15 protein-coding genes are annotated in these 17,562 nt (G+C 71.6%); 4 read left to right on the plus strand and 11 right to left on the minus strand.

What is annotated here, in order from left to right:
* Positions 1-7 precede the first annotated feature (7 nt).
* Positions 8-2,635: an ABC transporter permease gene (locus tag ACFVT5_RS32150; RefSeq protein ID WP_389895254.1), complete on the plus strand. Its 2,628-nt coding sequence runs from the start codon at positions 8-10 to the stop codon at positions 2,633-2,635.
* A gap of 26 nt (positions 2,636-2,661) precedes the next feature.
* On the opposite strand, the gene ACFVT5_RS32155 is transcribed toward ACFVT5_RS32150, so the two are convergent.
* Both ACFVT5_RS32155 and ACFVT5_RS32160 read right to left on the minus strand, forming a co-directional pair.
* Positions 2,662-3,315, minus strand: a complete 654-nt coding sequence (locus tag ACFVT5_RS32155) for a response regulator (protein ID WP_389895256.1) — start codon at positions 3,313-3,315, stop codon at positions 2,662-2,664.
* The gene (locus ACFVT5_RS32160; RefSeq protein ID WP_389895258.1) at positions 3,303-4,469 is read right to left on the minus strand and encodes a sensor histidine kinase; all 1,167 of its coding nucleotides are present in this window, start codon (positions 4,467-4,469) and stop codon (positions 3,303-3,305) included. Before ACFVT5_RS32160 ends, ACFVT5_RS32155 begins: the two co-directional genes overlap by 13 nt.
* Before the next feature lie 192 nt (positions 4,470-4,661).
* On the opposite strand from ACFVT5_RS32160, the gene ACFVT5_RS32165 reads away from it, so the two are divergent.
* On the plus strand, positions 4,662-4,826 hold the full coding sequence (locus ACFVT5_RS32165; RefSeq protein WP_389895260.1) for a hypothetical protein: 165 nt from the start codon (positions 4,662-4,664) through the stop codon (positions 4,824-4,826).
* Between the two features lie 27 nt (positions 4,827-4,853).
* On the opposite strand, the gene ACFVT5_RS32170 is transcribed toward ACFVT5_RS32165, so the two are convergent.
* The gene (locus ACFVT5_RS32170; RefSeq protein ID WP_389895262.1) at positions 4,854-6,929 is read right to left on the minus strand and encodes a SpoIIE family protein phosphatase; all 2,076 of its coding nucleotides are present in this window, start codon (positions 6,927-6,929) and stop codon (positions 4,854-4,856) included.
* Positions 6,930-7,039: 110 nt separating this feature from the next.
* On the opposite strand from ACFVT5_RS32170, the gene ACFVT5_RS32175 reads away from it, so the two are divergent.
* Positions 7,040-8,467, plus strand: coding sequence for a lipase maturation factor family protein (locus ACFVT5_RS32175; RefSeq protein ID WP_389895264.1), 1,428 nt, complete (start codon positions 7,040-7,042; stop codon positions 8,465-8,467).
* Here the strand turns inward: ACFVT5_RS32175 and ACFVT5_RS32180 are convergent.
* The 8 genes from ACFVT5_RS32180 to ACFVT5_RS32215 are packed head-to-tail and all read right to left on the minus strand — an operon-like array spanning position 8,455 to position 16,496.
* Positions 8,455-9,336 (minus strand): amidohydrolase family protein, encoded by an 882-nt coding sequence (locus ACFVT5_RS32180; RefSeq protein ID WP_389895266.1) that lies wholly within the window; start codon positions 9,334-9,336, stop codon positions 8,455-8,457. The genes ACFVT5_RS32175 and ACFVT5_RS32180 overlap by 13 nt on opposite strands.
* The gene (locus tag ACFVT5_RS32185; RefSeq protein WP_389895268.1) at positions 9,336-9,647 is read right to left on the minus strand and encodes an L-rhamnose mutarotase; all 312 of its coding nucleotides are present in this window, start codon (positions 9,645-9,647) and stop codon (positions 9,336-9,338) included. The genes ACFVT5_RS32180 and ACFVT5_RS32185 overlap by 1 nt, the downstream gene beginning before the upstream one ends.
* Positions 9,644-10,651 (minus strand): aldo/keto reductase, encoded by a 1,008-nt coding sequence (locus ACFVT5_RS32190; RefSeq protein WP_389895270.1) that lies wholly within the window; start codon positions 10,649-10,651, stop codon positions 9,644-9,646. Before ACFVT5_RS32190 ends, ACFVT5_RS32185 begins: the two co-directional genes overlap by 4 nt.
* A 5-nt stretch (positions 10,652-10,656) precedes the next feature.
* Positions 10,657-11,427, minus strand: coding sequence for an SDR family NAD(P)-dependent oxidoreductase (locus tag ACFVT5_RS32195; RefSeq protein ID WP_389895272.1), 771 nt, complete (start codon positions 11,425-11,427; stop codon positions 10,657-10,659).
* Positions 11,424-12,782 carry an L-fuconate dehydratase gene (locus tag ACFVT5_RS32200; protein ID WP_389895274.1) on the minus strand — a complete coding sequence of 453 codons (1,359 nt, stop codon included), beginning with the start codon at positions 12,780-12,782 and terminating at the stop codon, positions 11,424-11,426. Before ACFVT5_RS32200 ends, ACFVT5_RS32195 begins: the two co-directional genes overlap by 4 nt.
* Before the next feature lie 42 nt (positions 12,783-12,824).
* Complete coding sequence (locus tag ACFVT5_RS32205) at positions 12,825-13,865, minus strand: ABC transporter permease (protein WP_389895644.1); 1,041 nt, start codon at positions 13,863-13,865, stop codon at positions 12,825-12,827.
* A gap of 1 nt (position 13,866) precedes the next feature.
* Positions 13,867-15,414 carry a sugar ABC transporter ATP-binding protein gene (locus ACFVT5_RS32210; RefSeq protein ID WP_389895276.1) on the minus strand — a complete coding sequence of 516 codons (1,548 nt, stop codon included), beginning with the start codon at positions 15,412-15,414 and terminating at the stop codon, positions 13,867-13,869.
* Complete coding sequence (locus tag ACFVT5_RS32215; protein ID WP_389895278.1) at positions 15,411-16,496, minus strand: sugar ABC transporter substrate-binding protein; 1,086 nt, start codon at positions 16,494-16,496, stop codon at positions 15,411-15,413. Before ACFVT5_RS32215 ends, ACFVT5_RS32210 begins: the two co-directional genes overlap by 4 nt.
* 273 nt (positions 16,497-16,769) lie before the next feature.
* Between ACFVT5_RS32215 and ACFVT5_RS32220 the strand changes: the two genes are divergently transcribed.
* Positions 16,770-17,483 carry a FadR/GntR family transcriptional regulator gene (locus ACFVT5_RS32220; protein WP_389895280.1) on the plus strand — a complete coding sequence of 238 codons (714 nt, stop codon included), beginning with the start codon at positions 16,770-16,772 and terminating at the stop codon, positions 17,481-17,483.
* Positions 17,484-17,562: the final 79 nt, after the last annotated feature.

Raw genomic sequence — 17,562 nt, forward strand, 5'->3', positions numbered from 1 at the left:
GCGCGCCATGCGGAACGAGAAGCGGAACCAGAAGCAGAACAATGAGCGGAACAGGGACCGGAACAGGAAGCCGGGCGCGCCCCGGTCGCGCCGTCTGTTCGATGTGTCCTGGGCCACCGTCAAGCACCGCAAGGGCGGCTTCGTCGCCGCGTTCGTCGCCTTGTTCTGCGGCTCCGCCGTCGTCACGGCCTGCGGGATCCTGCTGATGTCCGGACTGGTGTCGTGTGTCGAGCCGGAGCGGTACGCGGGCGCCACCGTGATGGTCGGCGGCCGGCAGTCGCTGCCCGTGAAGGAGGACTTCGACCCGTTCCACGCGGAGCGGGCCCCCCTGCCCGCCGCGACGGCCGACCGGGTCGCCGAAGTACCGGGCGTCAAGTCCGTGGTGCCGGAGCGCACGGTCGGGATGACCCTCACGGACGACCGGGGCGCCGCCGTGCCCCTTGGCCGTCCGCTGTACGGGCACGGCTGGTCGTCGGCCGCGCTGGCGCCGTTCCGGCTGACCGAGGGGCACGCGCCCGGCGGTGACCGGGATGCCGTACTCGACGTCGACCTCGCGCGCGGCGCGGGACTCGGCGTCGGGGACACCGCGCGGCTCACGGTGGGCACGACGTCCACCTCGTACCGGATCACCGGTCTGGTGTCGGCGCCACGGATCGAGCGGCAGTCGGCGGTGTTCGTCACCGACGCCCGCGCGGGTCAACTGGCGCCGCGGCCCGACCGGGTCACGGCGATCGGCGTGTTCGGCGACCCCGGGACGGACCCGGACGAGCTGGCGGCACGGATCGGCCGGGCCGTCCCGGACACGGCCGTCTACACCGGACGGGACGTCGGCGACCTGGAGTTCCTCGACGTCGGGCAGTCCCGGGGCTTCCTCGTCGGGCTGTCCGCGTCCTTCGGCGGCACCGCGCTCGCCGTCGTGATCTTCGTGGTGTCGTCGACGCTCGGCCTGGCGATCCATCAGCGGCGCAGGGAACTGGCGATGCTACGGGCCGTCGCGGCGACGCCCCGGCAGATCCACCGGCTCATCGGCGGCGAGATCCTGCTGGTCGGGACGGCCGGTGCGCTGCTCGGCGCGGTGCCCGGGTTCCTGGTCGCCGACGGGCTGCGCGCGGCGTTCGCGCGGGCCGGGGTGCTCCCGGCGGACTTCGAGCTGTCGTCGCATCCGCTGCCCGCGCTCGCCTCCGTGCTGCTGTGCGTGGCCGGGGCCCGCCTCGCCGGGTACATCGCGGCGTTCCGGGTGGCCCGTATCCGGCCGGTGGAGGCGCTGAGCGAGTCGCAGGCCGAGCCGCGGGGGCTGGGGCGGACCCGACGGTCCTTCGGCTGGGTCCTGATCCTGCTCGGGGTCGGCTCGGCCGTGGCGGTGCCGCTTCTCGTGCCCGGACAGCTCGCGCTCGCCGGGGCCGGCGGATCGCTGCTGCTGCTGATGGTCGGCTTCGGGCTGATCGGTCCGCTCGCGGTGAAGCTCGCGGCACGGGCGATGGGCCCGTTCCTGCGGCGGTCCCGGGTGAGCGGCTATCTGGCCGCCGCCAACAGCACAGCCAACGCACGGCGGTTGAGCGCCGCCGTGGTTCCGCTGGCGCTCGCCGCCGCCATGGCGCTGATGCAACTCTCCATCCTGTCCACCGTCGAGGCCGAGGCGAAGCGGCAGGCCGCGAGCGGAGTCGTCGCGGACCATGTCCTGACCGGCGACGGCACCGGGCTCTCGCCCGAACTCGCCGCCGCGGTACGGAAGATCCCGGGTGTGGACACGGTCACGCCGGTGGCACGCTCACGGGTGATGCTCCACTACAAGGAGATCGACCAGTACCGGACCGAGCCGTTCAGCGCCCAGGGAGTGGACCCGGCGCGGCTGGACCGGACGCTCGACCTCGACGTGCGGGACGGCGGACTCGGTGAACTGCGGGGCGACACGGTCGCGTTGAGCTGGACGGCGGCGGGCACCGCGCGCCTCGGCGTCGGGGACACCACCGATGTGTACCTCGGCGACGGCGTACGCAAGAAGCTCCGTGTCGTGGCCGTGTACGGCAACGGTCTGGGCTTCGGCGATGTGACCGTGCCGCACGACCTGATGACCCGGCACACGACGTCCGGCCTCGACTCGGCGCTCCTGGTGACCGCCACGGGCACCGGTGACGACGCACGTGTCACGACGGCACTCGACCGCCTGGCGCGCGACACACCGACCCTGACCGTACGGGGCTCCGACGACTTCGCGGCGGCTCAGGAGGCCGACATCACCCAGCAGTCGTGGACGAACCTCATCGCCAACGCGGTGCTCCTGCTGTACGTCCTGATCGCCGTGGTGAACACCCTGGTGATGGCGACCACGGGCCGTGGACGGGAGTTCGCGATGCTGCGGCTGATCGGCACAAGCACTCGGCAGACCCGGCGGATGATGTCGATGGAGTCAGGGGTGGTGATCGTCACGGCGGTCGTGGTCGGGGTGCTGATCGCCCTGCCGCCGGCGGTCGGCGCGAGCCTCGCGACGACCGGGCGCGCGGTGCCGCATGTGGAGCCGCTGGTGTGGGCGGGGGTCGCCGTGTTCGTCGCGGTCCTCGGACGGCTGTCGATCAGCGTGCCCACCCGGGCGGCGCTGCGGGCCCGGCCCGTCGACGCGGTGAGCACCGGGGAGTGAGCCGACCGGGCCGGACCCGGCGGGTGTCAGCCGGCGTGCTTCTTGTTGAGGTACGCGAGGACCGCGAGGACCCGTCGGTGTCCGCTGTCGCTGGGCGGCAGGTCCAGCTTGGCGAAGACATTGCCGATGTGTTTGCTGACGGCGCGCTCGGTCACCACCAGGAGGGTCGCGATGGTGGAGTTGTCGCGCCCCTCCGCCATCAGGTGCAGCACCTCGCGCTCGCGTGGGGTCAGCGAGTCGAGGGGGTCGTCGCGGCGCCGTGCCATGAGTTCCGTGACGACCTCCGGGTCCAGCGCGGTCCCGCCGGCGGCGACCCGCTCCAGGGCGTCCAGGAACTCGTCGACGCGCCCCACCCGGTCCTTCAGCAGATAGCCGACGCCGCTCGCGCCGCCGCCGAGGAGTTCGGCGGCGTACGTCTCCTCCACGTACTGCGAGAGCACCAGGACCGGCAGGCCGGGGATCTCGCGGCGCGCGGCGAGTGCGGCGCGCAGGCCCTCGTCGCGGAATCCCGGCGGCATCCGGACATCGAGTACGGCGGCGTCCGGGCGGTGGTCGAGCAGCGCGGGCAGCACTTCGGGGCCGCTGGACGCGACGGCCACCACCTCATGGCCCACCGAGGTCAGCAGGAGCACCATGCCCTCTCTGAGCAGGGTGTTGTCCTCGGCGATCACCACACGCACGGCAGCTCCACTTCGATCACGGTCGGGCCCCCGTCGGGGCTGGTCACGTCCACGGTGCCGTCGAAGGCCGCGATCCGGCGCCGCATCCCGAGCAGCCCACTGCCCGCCGACTCGTCCGCACCGCCCCGCCCCTCGTCCCGTACCGTGATGCTCAACGCGCGGTCCAGCCGCGCGAGTTCCACCCGGGCGCGCGGACTTCCGCTGTGCTTGGCGGCGTTGGTCAGCGCCTCGGCGACGACGAAGTAGGCCGCCGCCTCGACACCCGCCGGGGCGCGTGCGCCGCCCTCCAGGCCGCTCTCGGCGACCTCGACGTCCAGGGCGCTGCCCGCCGCGAGCGCGCGGACCGCGCCGACGAGTCCCCGGTCGGTGAGGATCGGCGGATGGATGCCGCGTACGACATGGCGCAGTTCGGTGAGGGCTTCCTCGGCCTGGTCCTGGGCGTCGTCGAGCAGCTTGCGCGCCATGTCGGGGTTGGTGTCGTAGGCGCGGCGGGCCAGGCCGACGCGCATCGACAGGGCGACCAGGCGGGCCTGCGTACCGTCGTGCAAGTCCCGTTCGATACGGCGGAGTTCGGCGCCGTGCGCGGCGACGGCGCCCTCGCGCGTGACGGTCAGTTCCGCGACGCGCGCGGCGAGGTCGGCGCTGCGGCGGGCCTCCGGTGAGGGTTCCAGGAGGGTGCGTGACCAGAAGACGCTGAGGTCGGCGAGCCGGCCGACCAGCGGCAGTACGACGGCCCGGCGGCGCAGCAGCCCGCACCACACACCGTCGACGAACAGGCCGACGGACCAGACGACCAGCGAGAAGTACGCGAGGAAGAGCCCGTAGAGAAAGTGGGCGAAGAGCCAGCGCAGATCGCGGTACGTGCCCGGGTCCCTGAGCGCGGTCCGGATGCGTTCCTGGAGACCGCCGGTGAGCGGTGCGTACGCCTCGGGGACCGGCACCCCGGTCGCGTCGGCGATCTGGCGGCGTTTGACGCCGGCGATCCGGCGTAGCAGCAGGACCGTTTCGGGCAGCGCGCCCGCGCCGATCACGATGATCGTGGCGACCGCCGTGAACAGCAGCACCGCGAGGAAGAGGTACGACGTGATCGCCAGCAGCGCCGACACCATCAGCAGCCGTGTCGCCGTCCCCGCCCGCTCCACCGTCTCACGCATGCTGACGAGGCTAAGCGACCGGTCCGGGGGGCGGAGGCGAGTGGGCTCCCCCGGGAGGGTGTAGCGCGCTACACCATGGGTCGGGTGGCGTCCCCCATCGATGGTCCGGACCGTGGCAGGGAGGATTGATCCCGGTCAGGGCACCTGCCGCGACCGGATCACGACCACGACACCCCTGAAAGGGGACCCTCGATGAAGGCCCTGCTCTGGCTGCTGCTTCTCGCCGCCGTCGCCGTCAACATCTCCACCAGCATCGTCTTCGACGGAGCACAGCAGGCGCTGCTCAGCATCGGCACCGGCGTGGTGGCACTCGCCTCGGGGCTGGCGCTGTACCTGACGCGTACGAAGCGGTCCTGAGTCGCCGAGTCCGGCGCCGCCCGCCGGTCAGCCCCGGGACGGCACCGTGAAGTCGCACCACACGCACTTGCCGGTCCCCCGCGCCTCCACGCCCCACGCGTCCACCAGCCGGTCGACCAGGAGCAGGCCCCGGCCCGAGACGCCTACCTCGCCGGTCTCACGGCGGCGCGGGAGGGCGCTGGAGCCGTCCTCGACCTCGACGCGCAGCCGCCGGTCGGCCCCGGTGATGACGCGCAGGGTGACGACGGCGGAGCCCTCGGTGTGGACGAGGGCGTTGGTGATCAGCTCGTCGGCGACGAGTTCGATGTCGTCGGCACGCTCCCCCGCGCCCCAGGCCCGTACGGCGGCCCGGATCATGTGCCGGGCCTCGGTCAGCGCCTCGGGGTCCCCGGGCGCGACCCGCTGGCGCAGCCGGCCCCCGGACTGCGGTGCGCCGGTGCCACGGCGGCGCAGGAGCAGCAGGGCCACGTCGTCCTCGGCGCTCCAGTCGTCGGCGGCCTGGCACAGCGCGTCGGCGAGGCGCCGCAGATCGCGGGGTCCGGCACCGACCAGCGTGGTGAGGGCCTGGAGGCCGTCGTCGAGGTCGACGCCCGGCTGTTCCACGAGCCCGTCGGTGCAGAGCAGCAGGGTCTGGCCCGGGTCGAGTTCGAGGGTGCCGACCGGGTAGTCGAGGCGGCCGAACTCCGCCGAGAGACCGAGCGGCAGCCCCCCTTCCACGGGGACCCGGCGGCAGGTGCCGTCGACCAGCCGGACCAGTGGGTCGAGGTGCCCGGCCCGGACCAGTTGGACGACCCCGGTGGACAGGTCGACCTCCGCGTACAGGCAGGTCGCGAAGCGTTCGGTGTCCAGTTCGTGCAGGAAGACGGAGGCGCGGGCCATCACCGTCGCGGGGTGGTGGCCCTCGGCCGCGTAGGCGCGCAGGACGATCCTGAGCTGGCCCATGACGGCCGCCGCGTGGGTGTCGTGGCCCTGGACGTCGCCGATGACGGCGCCGACCCGGCCGCCGGGCAGCGGGATCACGTCGTACCAGTCGCCGCCGATGTCCCGGCCGAGCGAGGCGGCGCGGTAGCGCACGGCGAGGTCGGCGCCTGGCACGGTCGGGATGGTGCGGGGCAGCATCGCCTGCTGGAGCCCCTCGGCGACGTCCTTGTCCTGCTCGTAGAACATGGCACGCTGGAGGCTCTGCGCGATGCTGCTGCCGAGCGCGACGAGCACGTCCCGCTCCTCCTCGGTGAACCCGTATTTGTCGTGGTAGAGCAGCCCGAGGGCGCCGATGGGCCGGGCCTGCGCGATGAGCGGGAGATACGCGGCGGAGGTGATGCCGAGGCCCGTGATGTGCGGCCACAGCTCCGGGTACGACTCGGAGAAGTCCTCCGGCGACTCGATGAACCGGGGCGCCAGGGTCCGTACGACCTCGCCCATGGGGTACGGCTCGTCGATCCGGGTCACCCGGGTGCCCGGGACGAAGCTGCCGGCCGGGCCCTCGGCGACGAGCTTGATCCGTCCGGCCTCGACCAGGCCCATGACCAGGCTGGTCGCGCCGAGGTGGGTGAGGCCCTGGGTGTCCTTGAGGACGTCGATGACCTCCTTGACGGTCCTGGCGTGGGCGAGCGCGGCCGTGGCGACCTGGACGACGCTGGTCATGCGCCGCCGCGCCGAGTCCTGCCCGCCGCGCTCCCGGCGGGCCGTGCTGTCGTTCAGCTCGTGGGTGGCGTCGCGGACGATCCCGACGATACGGCGGGGCCTGCCGGTGCCGTCGCGGCTGATGTACGCCTGGGTGCGGGTCCAGCGCAGGGTGCCGTCGCGGCGGCGGACCCGGAAGTAGGCGCCGTAGAGCACGCCGCCGCTCTTCAGCGCCTGGGCGACGTGGGCGTCGAGGCGGTGCGCGTCACCTGGCGCGACCCGCGTGGACAGGGTGGCGGGGCGGCCGTCGAACTCGTGCGGGAGCACGTCGAACAGTTCGTGCGCCATGGCGTCCATGTGCATGGCGCCGCTGTCGAGGTCCCAGTCCCAACTGCCCATGCGGTTGAGCGCCAGGATCGGTGCCGGGTGAGCGGGCCAGTCGTCCGGGAGTGACTGGTCACTCGCACCCCGATCAACCATGGGGCCACTTTGTCACCCCTTGCCCGATTCTTCGAGTTGTCCGGGGCCGAGTGGAGTCACCGAGTGGAGTCACGGACCGTCATCGGGCGGGTGTGGATCACAATGGGGGTGTGGAGTGGTTCACGGCACCCGACTACTGGCTCGCCCGACTGCTGTTCCAGCGGACGCTCGCGGCGGTGTACCTCGTCGCGTTCCTGGGCGCCGCGCTCCAGTTCCGGGCGCTGATCGGGGAGCGCGGGATGCTGCCGGTGCCCCGGTATGTGGCCCGTACTCCGGCCCTGCGGGCGCCGAGCGTGTTCCAACTCCACTACTCGGACCGGTTCTTCGCGCTCTGGGCGTGGGCGGGCTGCGCGGTGGCGGTGGCGCTGCTCGCGGGTGTGGACGGGCTGCTGCCGCTGTGGGGCGCGATGCTGCTGTGGGCGGCGCCGTGGGTGCTGTACCTGTCGATCGTGAACGTCGGCCAGACCTGGTACGGCTTCGGCTGGGAGTCCCTGCTCCTGGAGACGGGTTTCCTCGCGGTGTTCCTCGGCAACGACAAGGTGGCGCCGCCGGTCCTGGTGCTGTTCCTGCTGCGCTGGGTGCTGTTCCGGGTCGAGTTCGGCGCCGGGCTGATCAAGATGCGCGGCGACACCTGCTGGCGCAAGCTGACCTGTCTGTACTTCCACCACGAGACCCAGCCGATGCCGGGGCCGCTGAGCTGGTTCTTCCACCGGCTGCCGAAGCCGCTGCACCGGGCGGAGGTGGCGGCGAACCATGTCACGCAACTGGTCGTACCCCTGCTGCTGTTCACCCCGCAGCCGATCGCGTCCGGCGCGGCGGGCCTGATGATCCTCACCCAGTTGTGGCTGGTCCTGTCGGGAAACTTCTCCTGGCTGAACTGGACGACGATCGCGCTGGCCCTGTCCGCCCTGGACTTCTCGCCGTTCATCGGCGCCCGCACACTGCCGCCGGCCCCCCTCTGGTACGAGATCGTCGTCCTGGCCGTGACCGCGCTGATCGTGACGCTGAGTTACCGTCCGGCGCGCAATCTGCTCGCGCGCCGCCAGTTGATGAACTACTCCTTCGACCCGCTGCACCTCGTCAACGCCTACGGCGCGTTCGGCAGCGTCAGCCGGATCCGTCAGGAGATCGTCGTCGAGGGCACGGCGGACCCGGTGGCACGGGCGGACGGGAACTGGCGCCCTTACGAGTTCAAGGGCAAGCCCGGTGACGTACGGCGGTGGCCCCGGCAGTTCGCTCCGTACCATCTGCGGCTCGACTGGATGATGTGGTTCGCGGCGCTCTCGCCCGCCTATGCCAGGTCCTGGTTCGGTCCGCTGGTGGAACGGCTCCTGGAGAACGACCGGGACACCCTGCGGCTGCTGCACCGCTCACCCTTCCCGCCGGACGCGCCGCCGGTGTATGTCCGGGCCCGGCTGTACCGCTACCGGTTCACGACCTGGCGGGAGCTGCGGGCGACCGGGGCCTGCTGGGAGCGGACCTATGTGCGGGACTTCCTGCCGCCGACCCGCCTGGAGTCCACGGCTCAGAGGCCGTAGACACGGGCGGCGGTCCCGCCGAAGACCCGGGCGCTTTCATCGGTGCTCAGTCCGTTCGTCAACTCCCCTGCGGTCTCGGTGACTTGGGCGTACGTGGCGGCCAGGGTGCACACCGGCCAGTCGGAGCCGAACATCACCCGGTCGGGGCCGAAGGCGTCCAGGACCGTGTCCGCGTAGGGGCGGAGCCGCTCGACCGTCCAGGTGTGCCAGTCGGCCTCGGTGACCAGTCCGGAGAGTTTGCAGACCGTGTGGGGCAGCGCCGCGAGGGCGCGCAGATGGTCGGCCCAGGGGGTGAGGTCGCCGGCCGCGACGGGCGGCTTGCCCGCGTGGTCGAGGACGAAGGTGAGGCCGGGCAGGGACGCGGCGGCCCTTATGGCGGCGGGGAGTTGGTGGGGCAGGACGAGCAGATCGTAGACGAGTCCCGCGTCGGCGACGGCGGTCAGGCCCCGATGGACGTCGTCGCGCAGCAGCCACTCGGGATCGGGCTCGCCCTGAACCTGGTGCCGAATGCCCACCAGGTGCTGCCCGCCCGGCAGTTCACGCAGTGCGGCGAGAGTGTCGGCGACATCGGGCCGGGTGAGGTCGGTCCAGCCGACGACTCCGGCGACCAGGTCGCTGTCCGCCGCGAGGGCCAGGAACTCCGGGGTCTCCTCGGCGACGGTGACCGTCTGCACCAGAACCGTGGCGTCGACCCCGGCCGCACGCGCCTCGGGTGCCAGGTCCGCGAGCGAGAAGGCCCGGCGGATCGGTGCCATCGCCGGGCCGGTGATCCACTCCTGGTCCCGTACGTCCAGGTCCCACACATGGTGGTGGGCGTCGATGACCCGTGGTGGCGTCACGGCTGGCGGTGGCACGGCTGGTGGTGGCATCACAGCTCCCAGACGACGGGCAGGCCGGCCTCGGCGCCGTCGGCCGAGTAGTCATGGACGACGTCGAGGAGTTCCGTCATCCGTGCCTGCCAGGCGACGTTGACAGGCAGCGTCTCCAGTTCGGCGAGCAGCCGGGCGTAGTCCTCGCACTCCAGGACGTGGAAGAGGTCCGTGCCGCTGCGCCAGATCGTCCAGGAAGTGGCCCCGGCGGCCCGGATCGCGGCGGTGAGTTCGGCGGGGACCTCACGGTGGGCGGCCTCGTACCGCTCGACGCGGTCGGCGCGGACCTTGGTGTGCAGGGCGACTCTCACGAAGGCTCCTCCGTGGGTACGGGTGCGTGCTCGGGCAGCAGTCCGGACGCGCGCAGTTCGTGCCAGAACCCGGCGGGTACCCGGGCCTCGAACTGCCGTGCCGTGTCCTGGACTTCGGCGGCGGACCGGGTACCGACCAGCACACTGGCGACGGCGGGATGGGCCCGCGGGAAGGCGAGCGCGGCGGCCCGCAGGGTGGTCCCGTGCCGGGCGGCGATGTCCCGCAGCCGGTAGGCGCGGTCCAGGATCTCGCCGGGCGCGGCGGCGTAGTCGTACGTGGCCCCCGGGCGCGGGTCGGCCAGAAGGCCCGAGTTGAACACACCGCCGACGACGACGGAGGTGCCGCGCTCGGCGGCCCGGGGCAGCAGGTCGGACAGGGCGCGCTGGTCGAGGAGGGTGTAGCGGCCCGCGCAGAGCACCACGTCCACATCGGTGTCGACCACGAACCGGGTCAGCATCGCGGTCTGGTTCATCCCGGCGCCGATCGCGCCGACCACTCCCTCCGCGCGCAGCTTCTCCAGCGCCGGATAGCCCTCGCGGAACGCCTGCTCGGCGTGGTCGTCCGGGTCGTGCAGATAGACGACGTCCACGCGGTCCACGCCGAGCCGGGTGAGGCTGTCCTCCAGGGAGCGGCGGACTCCGTCGGCGCTGAAGTCCCATACGCGGCGGTGGGTCGCGGGCACGGCGAAACCGTGCGCCAGGTCGTCACCGTGGGTGGTGCCCGCGTCGGCATCGGTGGGGACGAGGAGGCGGCCGACCTTGGTGGAGAGGGTGTACCGGTCGCGGGGCACGTCGCGCAGGGCGGCTCCGACGCGTCGTTCGGAGAGGCCGATGCCGTAGTGCGGGGCGGTGTCGAAGTACCGGACGCCCTCGTCCCAGGCGGCCCGGATCGCCGCCTCGGCCTGGGCGGCGTCGACGGCCGTGTACAGATTGCCGATACCGGCGGCGCCGAACGACAGGTCCGTCACCTCGACGCCGCCGCGACCCAGGGTGCGGGTCCGCATGGCGGTCACTGTCCCACGGGACGCAGTCGCAGCCCCTGCATCCCACCGTCGACGGCGAGCGCGGTGCCGGTGGTGGCACCGGACAGCGGGCTCGCCAAGTAGGCGATGGCGCCCGCGACTTCGTCGGCCGTCACGAGCCGACCGGTGGGCTGGCGGGCGGCGAGGGCGGCCCGTTCGGCGTCCGGGTCGTCCGCCGAGTCGAGGAGCCGGCCGACCCACGGGGTGTCCACGGTGCCGGGGTTGACGCAGTTCACGCGGATGCCCTCGCGTACGTGGTCGGCGGCCATCGCGAGAGTGAGGGACAGGACGGCACCCTTGGACGCGGAGTACAGGGCACGCTGCGGCAGACCCGCGGTCGCGGCGATGGAGCAGGTGTTGACGATCGCCGCCCGCTCCGACGCGCGCAGGGCGGTGAGGGCGGCGCGGGTGGTGCGGACGATACCGAGGACGTTCACGTCGAGTACGCGGTGCCACTGGTCGTCGTCGTTGTCCTCGACGGTGCCCTGGGCGCCGATGCCCGCGTTGTTCACCAGCACGTCCAGGCCGCCGAGTGCGGCGACCGCGTCGGCCACGGCGGCGCGGACGGACGCGTCGTCGCTGACGTCGGCACGGAATCCGGTGAGCGGCTTGTCCACCTGTTCCGGGTCGAGATCGAGTACGGCGACCCGGGCGCCGCGTGCCGCGAGCAGTTCCGCGGTGGCGCGACCGATGCCGGAGGCGCCGCCGGTGACGAGGGCCGACAGCCCGGCGAAGTCCTGGGGGTGGGGGTGGCTCATGCCGCCGCTCCGTTCCGCTGGGCGAGGTCGGCGGCCCAGAAGGTGCCGCCGGGGAAGGTGAACTCCTCGATGGACTCCGGGCGCATGGTGGCCGAGAAGCCGGGCGCGGTCGGTGCCGCGTAGTGACCGTCACGGATCACGACCGGGTCGAGGAAGTGCTGGTGCAGATGGTCCACGTACTCGATGACGCGGTCGTCGGTGGTGCCGGTGAGGGCGACGTAGTCGAACATCGAGAGGTGCTGGACGAGTTCGCACAGGCCGACACCGCCGGCGTGCGGGCAGACCGGGACGCGGTACTTCGCGGCGAGCAGGAGGATCGCCAGGTTCTCGTTGACGCCGCCGACGCGGGCCGCGTCGATCTGGAGGACGTCGATGGCGCCGGCCTGGAGGAGCTGCTTGAACACGATGCGGTTCTGTACGTGTTCACCGGTGGCGACCTTGACGGGCGCGACGGCCCGCCGGATGGCGGCGTGGGCGAGGATGTCGTCGGGGCTGGTGGGCTCCTCGACCCAGTACGGCGCGAACTCGGCGAGCGCCTTGGTCCAGCGGATCGCCTCGTCGACGTTCCACCGCTGGTTGGCGTCGATCGCCATCCGCACATCGGGTCCGATGACGGAACGGGCGACCCGGCAGCGCCGTACGTCGTCCGCGAGGTCCGCGCCGACCTTCAGCTTGATCTGTGTGAAGCCGTCCGCGACCGCCTCCGCGGCGAGCCGGGTCAGCTTCTCGTCGCTGTAGCCGAGCCAGCCCGGTGACGTGGTGTACGCCGGGTAGCCGCGCCGCAGCAGCTCGGCGGAGCGTTCGGCGGCGCCCTCCTTGCCCCGGGTGAGCAGGTCGAGGGCTTCTTCGGGGGTGAGCGCGTCGGTGATGTACCGGAAGTCGATCTGGCGCACCAGCCATGCGGGTTCGGCGTCCGCGAGGAGCTGCCACAGGGGCTTGCCCGCGCGTTTGGCGGCGAGGTCCCAGACGGCGTTCACGACGGCGCCGATCGCCATGTGCATCACGCCCTTCTCGGGGCCGAGCCAGCGCAGTTGGCTGTCCCCGATCAGGTCGCGGCCCAGCGAGCCGGGGTCGGCGCAGAGTTCGTCCACCGGGCGGCCCACGACATGGCCGCGCAGGGCGTCGATCGCGGCGACCTGGACATCGTTGCCCCGCCCGATGGTGAAGGTGAAGCCGTGCCCCTCCTGGCCGTCGCCCGCGTCGGTGCGGAGCACGACATAGGCGGCGGAGTAGTCGGGGTCCGGGTTCATCGCGTCGGAACCGTCCAGCTCCCGTGAGGTCGGGAACCGGATGTCGTAGGTGTCGACCGCGATGACCCGGGCTTCGGAGGCGGTGGGGGTGGCGGATGGGGTCACAAGGGGCCTTTCCTGGAGTTGCGGTGGTCGGGGGGCTTACCCCTAGTCCTGCGCGCGGCCCGTGGTGACGCGGGCGATCATCAGGGCGACGAGGATGATTCCGCCGTAGATGGCCTGGATCCAGAAGGACGGGACCTGGGCCAAGGTGAGCAGGTTCTGTACGACACCGAGCAGCAGCACACCGGTCAGGGCGCCGAACATGGTGCCCTTGCCGCCGTCGAGGCTGATGCCGCCGATGACGGCCGCCGCGAACACGGTGAAGATCATGTTCTGGCCCTGGTTGGCGTTGATGGCGCCGACGTAGCCGGTCTGCATGAGGCCACCGACGGCGGCGAGCGTGCCGGCCACGATGAACACGCCGAGCATGACGCGCTCGACCCGGATCCCCGCGGCGCGCGCGGCGTCCGCGTTGCCGCCGATCGCGTACAGGGCGCGTCCCCAGCGGTGGTACTTGAGGACCAGTCCCGCGATGCCGAAGGCCGCCGCGGCCACCCAGACGGAGAGCGGGACCGAGAGGAAGGTGGAGGTGGCGAGGGTGTAGAAGGGCTCGGGCATGTCGAAGAGGGTCTTGCCCTTGGTGGCGCCGACGAGGACACCGCGCAGGATGATCAGCATGGCCAGGGTCACGATGAACGCGTTCAGCTTGAACTTGACCACGAGGATGCCGTTGAAGGCACCGATCGCCGCGCCGACGGCGAGGATCGCGAGCAGGCCGACCGCGACGGGCAGTTCGGTGCCGAATCCGGCCTGCACCGCCGGCAGTACTAGCAGGGCGCCGACGGCCGGAGCGATGCCGACGACGGATTCGAGGGACAGATCGAACTTGCCGGTGATGAGGACCAGGGACTCGGCGAGCACGACCATGGCGAGCGCGGCGGACGCGCCGAGGATGGAGATCAGGTTCCGCTCGGTGAGGAACGAGTCGTTGACGACGGCGCCTAGCACCATCAGCAGCAACAGCGCCGGCACCAGGGCGAGTTCGCGGGCCCGACGCAGCAGGACGGACTTGCCGGCGGGCCGGCCCCCGCCTTGCGCGGCGAGGGGTGCGGGGGTGGAGGCCGACGGGGCCTTCGTGTCAGCCATGTCAGCCATGGAGGTCAACTCCTTCGGTTCCCTGGGTCGCTTCGGCGCTTTCGACGCCCTCGATCGACGCGATGAGTTCGTGGTCGTGCCAGCCCGCCGCGTGCTCGGCGACGACCTCGCCGTGGAAGAGGACCAGGACGCGGTCGCAGCGCCGCAGGTCGTCGAGTTCGTCGGAGACGACGAGGACGGCGGTGCCGTCGTCGCGGGCGCTGTCCATGCGGCGCAGCAGGGACTCCTTCGACTTAACGTCGACGCCCGCGGTGGGGTTGATGAGGACGAGCAGTCGGGGGTCCGATGCCAGGGCGCGGGCCATGACGACCTTCTGGGCGTTGCCGCCTGACAGGTCGGACACGGGCTGGTGGGGACCCTCGGCGTGGATGTCGAGGCGCTGGATCAGCTCGCGGGCGAAGCTCCTTTTGCGGTCGGTGCCGATGAAGCCGTAGCGCCCGAGGCGGCCCAGGACGCTCATGGTGGTGTTGTCGCCGATGGTCATGCCGGGGACGAGTCCCTGTTCGTGCCGGTCGCGCGGCACACAGCCGACCCCGGCGCGCAACGCGGCCTGGACGTCCCCGAAGGGCAGGGGGTCCCCGGCGATTCGGGCGGTGCCGGACACCGGGGTGCGCAGGCCCGCGAGGGTCTCGGCGAGTTCGATCTTGCCGCTGCCGCTGGTGCCGGCGAGCCCGACGACCTCACCGCCGCGGACGGTCAGGTCCACAGGGGCGTACGCGTCACCGGCGAGCCCTTCGACGGAGAGCATGACCGGTGCGTCGGCGGGCACGGCGGTGCGTACCGTGGACTGTTCGGTGACGGTCTCCCCCGCCATGGCCTCGATGAGTGCGCCGCGCGGCAGTTCGGCGACCGGTGCCGTGGTGATCCAGCGGGCGTCGCGCAGCACGGTGACGGTCTGGCACACCTCGTACACCTCCTGGAGGTGGTGCGAGATGAACAGGAACGTGACGCCGGAATCCTGGAGCGCCCGCATCCGGGTGAACAGCCGGCCGATCTCCTTGTTGTCGAGCTGCGCGGTCGGTTCGTCGAGGACGATGAACCGGGCGCCGAAGCTCAACGCCCGTGCGATCTCGACCATTTGGCGGTCCTCGACCTTGAGGTCCGCGGTGCGTGCCTCGGGGTCGACATGGACGTCCCAGGTCTGAAGGACCTCGGCGGCCTCGGCGCGCAGGCGGCGCCAACTGATGAGGCCGCCGCGGCCGGTGGGCTGACGGTTGATGAACAGGTTCTCGGCGACGGTGAGTTCGGGGACGACGGTGGGCTTCTGGTAGACGCAGGCGACCTTGCGGCGCCAGGCGTCACGGTCGGCGAGCGGCGGTGCCGGTTCGCCGTCGAAGTGGACCGTGCCCGCGTCCGGGGCCTGGAGCCCGGTGAGCACGGTGACCAGGGTGGACTTCCCGGCGCCGTTGCGGCCGACGAGGGCGTGGGACTCACCCTCCAGGACGGTGAGGCGGCCGTCCTGGAGGGCGACGGTGGGTCCGTACCGCTTGACGATGCCGGTCGCCTCGACCAGCGGTCGTACGTTCGTGGGCCGGCTCATTTGACCGTGTTGCCCCAGAGCTTGGGGTCGTCGACGTTGTCCTTGGTGACCAGGGGTGCCGGGAGCTGGTCCTCAAGCAGGCCGTTGGGCAGCTTGACGATCACCGAGTCGTGGTCCGTCGGGCCGGGCTTGAACGTCTTCCCCTGCATCGCGGCCTTGATGTAGTACATGCCGTACTTGGCGTAGGCGTCGGCGGGCTGCGAGACGGTGGCGTCGATCTCGCCCTTGCGGATGGCGTCGAACTCCTGCGGGATGCCGTCGTTCGAGACGATGCTGATGTGGCCCTTCTCGCCCGCCTTCTTCAGCATGCCCTTGGACTTGAGGGTCTGGAGGGTGGGCGCGAGGTAGACGCCGCCCGCCTGCATGTAGATGCCCTTGATGTCGGGGTTGGAGTTGAGGAGGGTGTCCAGCTTGGAGGCCGCCGTGTCGGACTCCCACTTGGCGGGGATCTCCAGGACCTTGAGGTCGGGGTACTTCTCCTTCACACAGGTGCGGAACGCCTCGGAGCGGTCACGGCCGTTGACGGACGCCAGATCACCCATGATCTGGACGACCTTGCCGGTCTTGACCTGGTCCCCCAGGAACTCGCACGCCTGCTCGCCGTACGCGACGTTGTTGGCGCGCACCACCATCGCGACCTTGCCCTTCTCGGGGGCGACGTCCACGGCGACGACGGGGACGCCCTTGCGCTCGGCCTGGTCGAGTCCGGCGGAGATCGCGGCGCTGTCGAGGGGGGCCACGACCAGGCCCTGGACGCCCTGGTTGAGCTGGTTGTTGATGTCGGTGATCTGCTGGGACGGGTCACTGTTGGAGTTGACCGTCTTGAGCGCGTCGACCTTCTCGGACTCGGCCATCTTCGGCACGTAGTCGTTGTAGGACTGCCAGAACGGCGAGGTCAGCAGGGGCAGGATGACCCCGACCTTGCCGTTGCCCTTGCCGTCGCCGGCGTCGTTCCCGGAGCCTGCTGAGTCCTTCGTGCTGCCGCACGCCGTGAGCGCGAGGGCCGCGCAAGCGGCCACCGCCGTCGCACGGATCGCCCGTGGCGTGATTCTCCCGCTGTTCCGCACTGTCCTGCCGGCCATCTGACGGCTCCTCATCGAGGGGTTCGAGACCTGTGGTCGAGAACTGTGTTCAAAAGCTGTGTCGAGCACTGGGGTGGAACGCGACCGGGTGTCCCACAACCACGGCCGGGACGAATATTTATCAGACCACTTGACCCTCGCAACACCCCTGGGCGCCAGATTCTTCGTTGTTTCAGCCATAGTGGTCCGACCACATCGCTGGTTAGACTGCGGCACACCCGGCCTGCCGGGACGCTCGCCCGGCCCGCCGGGACGGCCTACGGAAGGAGTGGCGTGGACGAGACCGCCCCGCAGAAGGGCACCGTGACACAGCGGGCCATCGAGGAGATCAAGGGCATGATCGCCGAGGGCCGGCTGGAACCCGGGGCGCGGCTGCCGACCGAGCGTGACCTCGCGGCGCAGCTCGGTATCTCACGCAGTTCGATGCGGGAGGCGATCCGGGCCCTGACCGTCCTCGGGGTCCTGGAGGCACGGCACGGCTCCGGGATCTACGTCACACAGTTGGAGGCCGGTGACCTCCTGGAGACCTTCGGCGTGGTCGCCGATCTGTCGCGCGGGCCGCGTCTGGTGGAACTCCTGGAGGTGCGGCGGGTCCTGGAGTCCACGGCGACCGCGCTGGCGGCGGCCCGGATATCGGCGGGCGAACTGGCCGATGTCGAGAAGCATCTGGAGGCGATGAACGCCACCGACGACCCGGAGGAGATCCTGTCGCACGACCTCGCGTTCCATCGCGTGATCGTCGGTTCGGCGGGCAACGACACGATGGCGGCGATCCTGGAGGGCCTGTCGTCCCGCACGTTCCGGGCCCGTGTCTGGCGCGGCTACCAGGAGGAGGGTGCCTTCGAGCGGACGCGCCGCGAGCACGCCCGTATCCACCGGGCGCTGGTGGCGCGGGACCCCGAGGCGGCGCGGGCCGCGGCGGCGGCGCACGTCGGTGAGGTCGAGGAGTGGCTGAGATCGCAGCTCGACGCACAGCTCGATCCGTAGACCGGACCGTGCGCGCGGCTGCCGTACGGGCGGTCGGCTGCCGTATGGGCGGTCGCCTGCCGTATGGGCGAGCGGCGTG

Origin of the sequence: Streptomyces sp. NPDC058001 (assembly GCF_042886315.1) — a bacterium.
In the GTDB taxonomy this organism is placed as follows: Bacteria; Actinomycetota; Actinomycetes; order Streptomycetales; family Streptomycetaceae; genus Streptomyces.

What these genes read in the sequence shown, in the direction of transcription:
- ACFVT5_RS32150 (WP_389895254.1), top strand. Translation starts at nt 8, where the DNA reads ATGCGGAACGAGAAGCGGAACCAGAAGCAGAACAATGAGCGGAACAGG.
- ACFVT5_RS32160 (WP_389895258.1), bottom strand. Translation starts at nt 4,469, where the DNA reads ATGCGTGAGACGGTGGAGCGGGCGGGGACGGCGACACGGCTGCTGATG.
- ACFVT5_RS32165 (WP_389895260.1), top strand. Translation starts at nt 4,662, where the DNA reads ATGAAGGCCCTGCTCTGGCTGCTGCTTCTCGCCGCCGTCGCCGTCAAC.
- ACFVT5_RS32170 (WP_389895262.1), bottom strand. Translation starts at nt 6,929, where the DNA reads ATGGTTGATCGGGGTGCGAGTGACCAGTCACTCCCGGACGACTGGCCC.
- ACFVT5_RS32180 (WP_389895266.1), bottom strand. Translation starts at nt 9,336, where the DNA reads ATGCCACCACCAGCCGTGCCACCGCCAGCCGTGACGCCACCACGGGTC.
- ACFVT5_RS32190 (WP_389895270.1), bottom strand. Translation starts at nt 10,651, where the DNA reads ATGCGGACCCGCACCCTGGGTCGCGGCGGCGTCGAGGTGACGGACCTG.
- ACFVT5_RS32195 (WP_389895272.1), bottom strand. Translation starts at nt 11,427, where the DNA reads ATGAGCCACCCCCACCCCCAGGACTTCGCCGGGCTGTCGGCCCTCGTC.
- ACFVT5_RS32205 (WP_389895644.1), bottom strand. Translation starts at nt 13,865, where the DNA reads ATGGCTGACACGAAGGCCCCGTCGGCCTCCACCCCCGCACCCCTCGCC.
- ACFVT5_RS32210 (WP_389895276.1), bottom strand. Translation starts at nt 15,414, where the DNA reads ATGAGCCGGCCCACGAACGTACGACCGCTGGTCGAGGCGACCGGCATC.
- ACFVT5_RS32215 (WP_389895278.1), bottom strand. Translation starts at nt 16,496, where the DNA reads ATGGCCGGCAGGACAGTGCGGAACAGCGGGAGAATCACGCCACGGGCG.